The sequence below is a fragment of the Thermogemmatispora tikiterensis genome, from assembly GCF_003268475.1.
GTDB lineage: Bacteria > Chloroflexota > Ktedonobacteria > Ktedonobacterales > Ktedonobacteraceae > Thermogemmatispora > Thermogemmatispora tikiterensis.
The window spans coordinates 64,232-70,434 of record NZ_MCIF01000002.1 but is presented as its reverse complement, the minus strand read 5'-3'; the positions used below and the strand labels follow the sequence as shown (position 1 = coordinate 70,434).

The following is a 6,203-nucleotide window of genomic DNA, read 5'->3' as shown; positions in this document are numbered from 1 at the left end:
TTCTGAGCCGGCCAGGGGCACGGCTCGGCCTGGCCTGCCAGCAAGGCGGCCAGGGGCAGGCCCGTGGCCTCTTCCAGCCAGCCCCACTGGCCAGTGGGGGTCAGCTCCAGGAACACATCCTCCCCCTCGGGGGTCAGCACCAGATCACTGGCGGCAACCTGGAGCCGCAGCGGGTCATCGCTTGATCCGCGATCACGGTCGAGCCAGGGACAAGGTGTCACGCATACCGCTGCCGCAGGAGGCCCCTCCTTCGCTTCCTTCCCGTCAGCCTGCCTCGGATCAAGGCTCGCTCCCCAGCCAGGGGCCATCAAGCACCGGGCAGGCCAGACCCCGACTCCCCTTCGCCTGGGGCACCGACAGCCAGCCCTGCCCCTCGTGCTCGTTCAGCTCCCCCTCGTAGGCCTCCTGATCCGGTCGGCCCGCCTGCTCCCAGGCCTCATACGCCTCTGGCAGTTCTCGCCAGAGGGGGCGGGACCCATGCACCTGCAACCGCCAATTCCCCTCGGCCTGCTGCTCAAAGAGCGCCAGGGTGGCACTCGTTCGCTCCACCAGGCACACCGCTGGCTGACCTGCGCCAGTGTTTCCTTTCTGCCTTGAACGACGCCAGCGAAGCAGCTATGCTCCCTCCCGATCAGCGCCTGGGGAGGCAGTATCTCTCCCCGCCAGCTGCTCAAGGCTCTGCTGTGCTGTCCTGGACGTCAGGCCATCCCGAGCGCCTGTTCGCCTGGCTCTGGCCCGAAGCCGACGCCGAGCAGGCCGCCAGCGCGCTGCACACCGCCACCACCAAGCTGCGCAAAGTCCTGCAGCCCGCTGGAGGCGGGGCCAGCCTGCTGGAAAGGTCTCCTGACGGGCAAGGCTATCACTTGCCCGGACAAGCGGTGCTCTGAGTCGATGCGGAGGCGGCGCTCCACCTCCTCCAGCGGGCGGAAGCCTGCCAGCGCCAGGGCGATCCGCTCGCGGTCGAACCCCTGCGAGAGGAAGCGGTCCACGCGTGGCGGCGAGGAACGTTCCTGGAGGGGGAAGAAGGAGAATGGGTCCTGGTCCGTCGGGCGACCCAGGAGCGTGCCTGCTACCGGGCCCGCTGGTGGCTCAGCGAGCTGTATGAGCAGCAGGGCCGCTGGCCCGAGGCCGAAGCGGTGCTGACCGAATTGTGGGAAGAAGATCCGACCGATGGGGAGGTCGTTGCCTGGCTGGTGGCCGTGTTGCTGCGCCAGGGGAGAAGACAGGAGGCCAGGCGTTGCTATCGGGACTGGAGGCGGCTGCTGGCTCGGAGCGGTGACTCCCTCGATGCGTAGCGTGCGCAGGCGATCGAGCAGGTGTTGCGGGCCGGTGAGCCGACGGCGTGCCAGCCGTCTGCAGGTTCCAGACCAGCAGGTCCTCTGTCAGGCTTCCCTTCTGGCCCCAGCAGGGTATACTAGAAAGGAATACCCTGCATTGGAGTACTGCTACGGACCGCCAACGTCGCCAGATTCTCCAAGTCCCCTTGCAAGGTGTTGGAGCAACAGCATGGCTTGAGGCAAGGAACCTGGCCAATGACGAACTGCTTGAGCGTCTTGCGGTTGCCCTCAGAATCCCCACAACGCTCGATGAGCGAACACTTCGCTTCCTGGCTCAACGACTTGATGCACACTGGGCAGCCAGGCAGGAAGGAGGCCTCCCTGTTCCCAGTCTCATGCTCCTTGCTCGTGAGGACTTGCGTTTGCTTACAACCCTGTTGGAAGGATCGCTTCTGCTTGCTGTCTGCCAGCGAGTCTGTACCCTTGTGGGGCAGGCCTCGATGCTGCTAGAGTATCGGTCAAGAAATCAAGCCGCATTCTGAAGCTCAGCAGAAAGCTGCTGGGAACGAGCCAGGACATGCAAATTGTGGACAACTGCGCATCGACGTAGATCGAAGAGATCCTTGCGAAGTCCGCGATAACGGGTGCATCGTCCCTGCCACTGACCTCCATGAGCCAGGGTATGCTCAACTGCCACCCGCTCACGGAGTTTGGCCCGTCCTTGTGGGATTTGTTGACGCTCTTGTAACTCGGTGAGCAAAGCTTCATCAGGATGAATATCGACGCTGCGCCCTTTGGCACTGGTGGTGCATTGGGCTTGCAAAGGACACTTCGCACAGCTCTCTTTGGAAAAGTGGACCACCCCATCAGGCACAAAGGGCATCTCCTGCTCAGCCGGACCCCGGATAGTCTGCCGCTCCTCATCCAAGGCTTGCCTGGAAAAGCATTTGCTTTGGCGCACCGGCCAGGCTTTGCTATCCACCTCCAGATCATCGCTCCGCTCCCATACCAAATGGCTGCTTAAATAGGCCCGGTCGATGTGTAGCGCCTTTAAACACGCCTCTTACTGCGCGAGATCTTCGCTAATTGCTTCGGTGACACTGGCTTCCGGAACATTGGCTGGCGTGATACCCACCGCACGGATGAAACCTGGGTCCAGATCCTGCAGGAGATGGCGTTTGTACCCACCGATCAGCACGCTCCGACTTTTGTGTCGATGGCGCATCTGTCCATCTTTAATGCTGATCCGTTGGTCTTTTGCCACCCCCTTGATCAGACTTGTGTAGGCTTGCAGAATAGTCGCCAGGGCCAATCGTGCCGGCGGAAGAGGTGGGGGTCCACGCAGACTTGGAGCGCAGAGTGCCGCCAGTTCTTCTTGAAACGCATCATCAAATAACTCGTGTCGGTGATAACAGATAAAGACACAGATTTCACTTATTTGATGCGTGTGATGACAATGGGATCTCCATGCGAGCGTTCCGCTGGAGAATGCCAGGTTACAGGGTCCATAAGGGACTCCTTTACTCTTCTTTTTTACGGATGGCAAATGAGGCTCAGCCCATAGCTTGAGCTGAGCCTGCGTGAGGGTGAGACTTGTCGATGGATCAAGGAAGTCGCTCATGACTGACTGACTCGTGGCAGGGCTCGACGAACACGCACGGCACGGGCTTTTTCAGGCTCCGGGCAAGCTTCTTCTTACCCGAAACGTGAAAAAGCAGCTGGATCAGGCAACGGGCGTAGCAAGAAAGGCGTTGATGGCTTGCTGCACCAGGTCTGGCTGATCTTTGTACAGAGCGTGGCTGACCCTTTTAGAAAGATACGTCTGTCGTGTCGAAGAAGCCGGATTGCTCACGAGATCTCTTCATCTGCGGTGAGCCCACCTACAGCCGCATCAGCCTGGAGAAAGAGGACGGGACAGTTGATCGCTGGCAGCAAGACGAGCGCATCATAACCCTGGTGCATGCGTTCCGTGTCCTGGACCCAAGGAATCACCTCTGGATTGACATGGCGGAGCATCTCCGCCTGAAGAGGGAACCAGGTGTCTTGTTTTCCTGAACACATTCATGCTCAAAGTCCATCAGGACAGGTATTGCTCGAACCATTCCAGCATCGGCTCTGGGCGGCGCTGGAACTCAAGGTAGCCGTCCCAGCGGGCCGTGGTGCCGTAGACCCACTGCAGTTTCTTCTCGGCGATGGGAATGTTGTCGAACATGGTCTGTACATCGCTCGGCTGCGTCAGCACGTCGTCGTGTACCTGGGAGAGGAATGTGGGAATGTGGACATGCTTCGCCCACTCCCTCGCATCTGTTCGTGAGAACCCGATGCCCGTGCGCAACACGATGTACTGTTCCAGATCCTCAATGCGGTTGGCTGGAACTCCCGCCAGAGCCAGGTGATGCGCGAGGATGATCTGCGGGGTCACGGGCTGGATTCCGACCAGGCAGTGTACCTCGTTGAACGCCTCGGGGAACTGTGTCATCGCAGAGAAGGTGGCATTGCAGCCCAGGCAACGGCTGAAGAGGCCAATCGTCATGTCCCGCGTCCCGTCGCGGTTGCGCATGTACTGCAACGCGCCTACGACATCACGCGCCTCAAAGATGCCGCTGGACACGATGCCACCGTTGGCCGCGCCACTGAAACCGTGGTTGCGCAAGTCATAGGTCAGGACATTGTATCCGGCATCATGGAGGATCTTGTAGTCCGGGATGAAGTTGACCTCGAAGCCGTTCCCGCTGGGCGCCCACCGCGAGTGCCACGGCTCGAACTGCGTGGGTATCCCGGATCGGCTGAACCCCATCGGGTGATTGGCGATGATGAGCTTGTTGGACCCGGCTGCTGGGATGAACCAGCCCTCCAGTGGGACGCCATCGAGGGACGGAAAGGTGACATCCTCGTAGTCGAGGTTCTGTTCCGAGGGCGAGTGCAAGACCGGCGACCGCTGCGGCTGGCCGAACCTATCGGCAAATTGCTGCAACACATCATTGATGTGATCGTTGGAGAGTCGAGGTGCTTCGTTTGTTGTTCCTTCAGTCATCTGGTGATCCTTTCGTTTGTAGTGGTGCTCAGGCTAGGATGGCTGGCTTGAGTACTTCCTCACACCACTGGCGGAAGCTCGTGGGAGTGGTGGACTCGGCGGTACGCGGCTCGGCGGTGGCAAGCCCCTGATCGTAGGCCGCCATCATATCGACCAGAGCCTGCGCCATAGCCTCGGACCTGCCATATCTGATCAGCGTGGCTTTCAGGGCTGAACCTGGGATCTGCTGGTAGCGTACTGGCCTGCCCAACACCTGGGACATGATCTGCGCCATGTCGTTGTAGGAGAGGTCCTCAGGACCGAGCACCGGGCGACTTGCGACTCCGCTCCAGGTGTGATCGAGCAGCAGCCCGGCGGCAACGGTGGCGATATCGCGGGTGGCACAGGTTGGCTGCTTGAGGTCCCCAGATACCATGTCGAAGAACACGCCCTGGTTCTTGATCGACTCGACCTGACGGAGCAGATTATCCATGAAAGGGGCCATTGCCAGCGCTCGGTAACTGACCCCTGTGCTGGCGATCAGGTCGTCCATCGCCAGTGATGCAGTGACATTGCCAGCCTTTCCGGACACTGCTGCCCCACGACCGAAGGCCGAGACGCCGACCACCCGCTTGACCCCCTGGCTCTTGAAGGCGTCGCACGCTGGTCGGCTGAAGCCTACATAGGCGGCCTCGACGCTCTCGGCCTGGGGATCTGGGGGCACAAGCCAGAACACGCTGTCTGCTCCTGCGAACGCCCTGGTAACAACATCGAGGTCACCATGTGATCCCTGCACGACTTCGACGCGCTCACGCTCGCGCGGGGACAGACGGGAGGGATCACGCACGATCACGCGGATCGACTCGGAGCTTCCGAGCAGATTGTTCAGTACTTGACGGCCAATCAGGCCAGTGGGAGTTGTAATGACGATCATGAAAACCACCTCCAGGAGAGAGATCGCGTAATGACTCTTGTTTGCATTGAGATAGTCCTTCCTCCATCTTTGTGCGCTCTCGCTGGGGCAAACACGCCCTGCCGGGACAGTTGCCCTGCATCTGATGGCTACCACATCTATCGAGCGAACAGAAGGATGTCGGATAGACAACACTGTTATCTAACGAACACTTTCGTGTATACTACACAGGAAGAATAGTAAGCTGTCTCTAAACGGAAAGCAATCAGCAAACCGGCTGGATCGTTGTATAGACAACACCGGGGGGCAACCGTTGCTTTTCAAAAGGGAGATGCTGAGGACATTTCCAGGATAAGGAGGGAACAATGACCACCCCGGCGAATGAGAACGATCCACGAGTCAAACGGACCCGTCAGTTGTTGCTGCAAGCGTTCATCTCATTGCTTGAAGAAGGACGCACCATTCACTCTATCCGAGTCGCAGACATCACAGAACGCGCAACGGTCAACCGGGCCACCTTTTATGCTCACTTTGAAGACAAATATGCCCTCTTAGAGGTCTGGATGCGCGAGAAGTTTCACCACGCGTTAGAGAGCCAGCTTCCCGCCACATCCACCCTACAGATGAGCACCTTGCGCCAGCTTCTTCTCGCTGTGTTCGATTTTCTTGCCCTCTGGCAGTATCACCTCAAGCCAGCCGATAGGCAGTTTGTGCCGTTCTTCGAGGTCGCTTTGCAGCAAGAACTCCAGGAGGTCTTTCTGCACTGGCTGAACCAGGCCCCGTCGTTGGTGCCCATTTGCCAGGAAACAGTAGAAACCACGGCGCAGGTCATCAGTTGGGCCATCTTCGGCCCAGCAGTGCAGTGGAGCCGGGGAGACCGGACCATTACGAAAGACATGATGGTCCAGCACGTGTTGGCCGTCGTGATTGCTGGCCTGTCACCGGTTGTCACTGTTACTTGACCGATGCTCTAGGAGAGATCGCCTTCGAACAAGGCAGG

At 59.5% G+C, this 6,203-nt stretch carries 5 protein-coding genes and 3 pseudogenes; 2 read left to right on the top strand and 6 right to left on the bottom strand.

Annotated features, from left to right (window positions below):
• From A4R35_RS24060 to A4R35_RS00290, 3 genes and pseudogenes are all read right to left on the bottom strand, one after another.
• A pseudogene (locus tag A4R35_RS24060) lies at positions 1-221 on the bottom strand (hypothetical protein); the annotation flags it as partial.
• A gap of 58 nt (positions 222-279) precedes the next feature.
• Positions 280-549, bottom strand: a complete 270-nt coding sequence (locus tag A4R35_RS00295; RefSeq protein WP_146747051.1) for a hypothetical protein — start codon at positions 547-549, stop codon at positions 280-282.
• 149 nt (positions 550-698) lie between these two features.
• Complete coding sequence (locus tag A4R35_RS00290; protein WP_112425432.1) at positions 699-989, bottom strand: hypothetical protein; 291 nt, start codon at positions 987-989, stop codon at positions 699-701.
• Between A4R35_RS00290 and A4R35_RS24055 the strand changes: the two are divergent.
• Positions 948-1,295 (top strand): annotated as a pseudogene (locus A4R35_RS24055) (bacterial transcriptional activator domain-containing protein); the annotation flags it as partial. The gene A4R35_RS00290 and the pseudogene A4R35_RS24055 sit on opposite strands and share 42 nt — an antisense overlap.
• 508 nt (positions 1,296-1,803) lie before the next feature.
• Here the strand turns inward: A4R35_RS24055 and A4R35_RS23785 are convergent.
• From A4R35_RS23785 to A4R35_RS00260, 3 genes and pseudogenes are all read right to left on the bottom strand, one after another.
• A pseudogene (locus A4R35_RS23785) lies at positions 1,804-2,553 on the bottom strand (transposase); the annotation flags it as partial.
• Between the two features lie 801 nt (positions 2,554-3,354).
• The gene (locus A4R35_RS00265; protein ID WP_189361158.1) at positions 3,355-4,311 is read right to left on the bottom strand and encodes an alpha/beta hydrolase; all 957 of its coding nucleotides are present in this window, start codon (positions 4,309-4,311) and stop codon (positions 3,355-3,357) included.
• Between the two features lie 28 nt (positions 4,312-4,339).
• The gene (locus A4R35_RS00260) at positions 4,340-5,224 is read right to left on the bottom strand and encodes an NmrA family NAD(P)-binding protein (protein ID WP_112425424.1); all 885 of its coding nucleotides are present in this window, start codon (positions 5,222-5,224) and stop codon (positions 4,340-4,342) included.
• 344 nt (positions 5,225-5,568) lie between these two features.
• On the opposite strand from A4R35_RS00260, the gene A4R35_RS00255 reads away from it, so the two are divergent.
• Positions 5,569-6,165: a TetR/AcrR family transcriptional regulator gene (locus A4R35_RS00255; RefSeq protein ID WP_112425422.1), complete on the top strand. Its 597-nt coding sequence runs from the start codon at positions 5,569-5,571 to the stop codon at positions 6,163-6,165.
• The last annotated feature ends 38 nt before the right edge of the window (positions 6,166-6,203 follow it).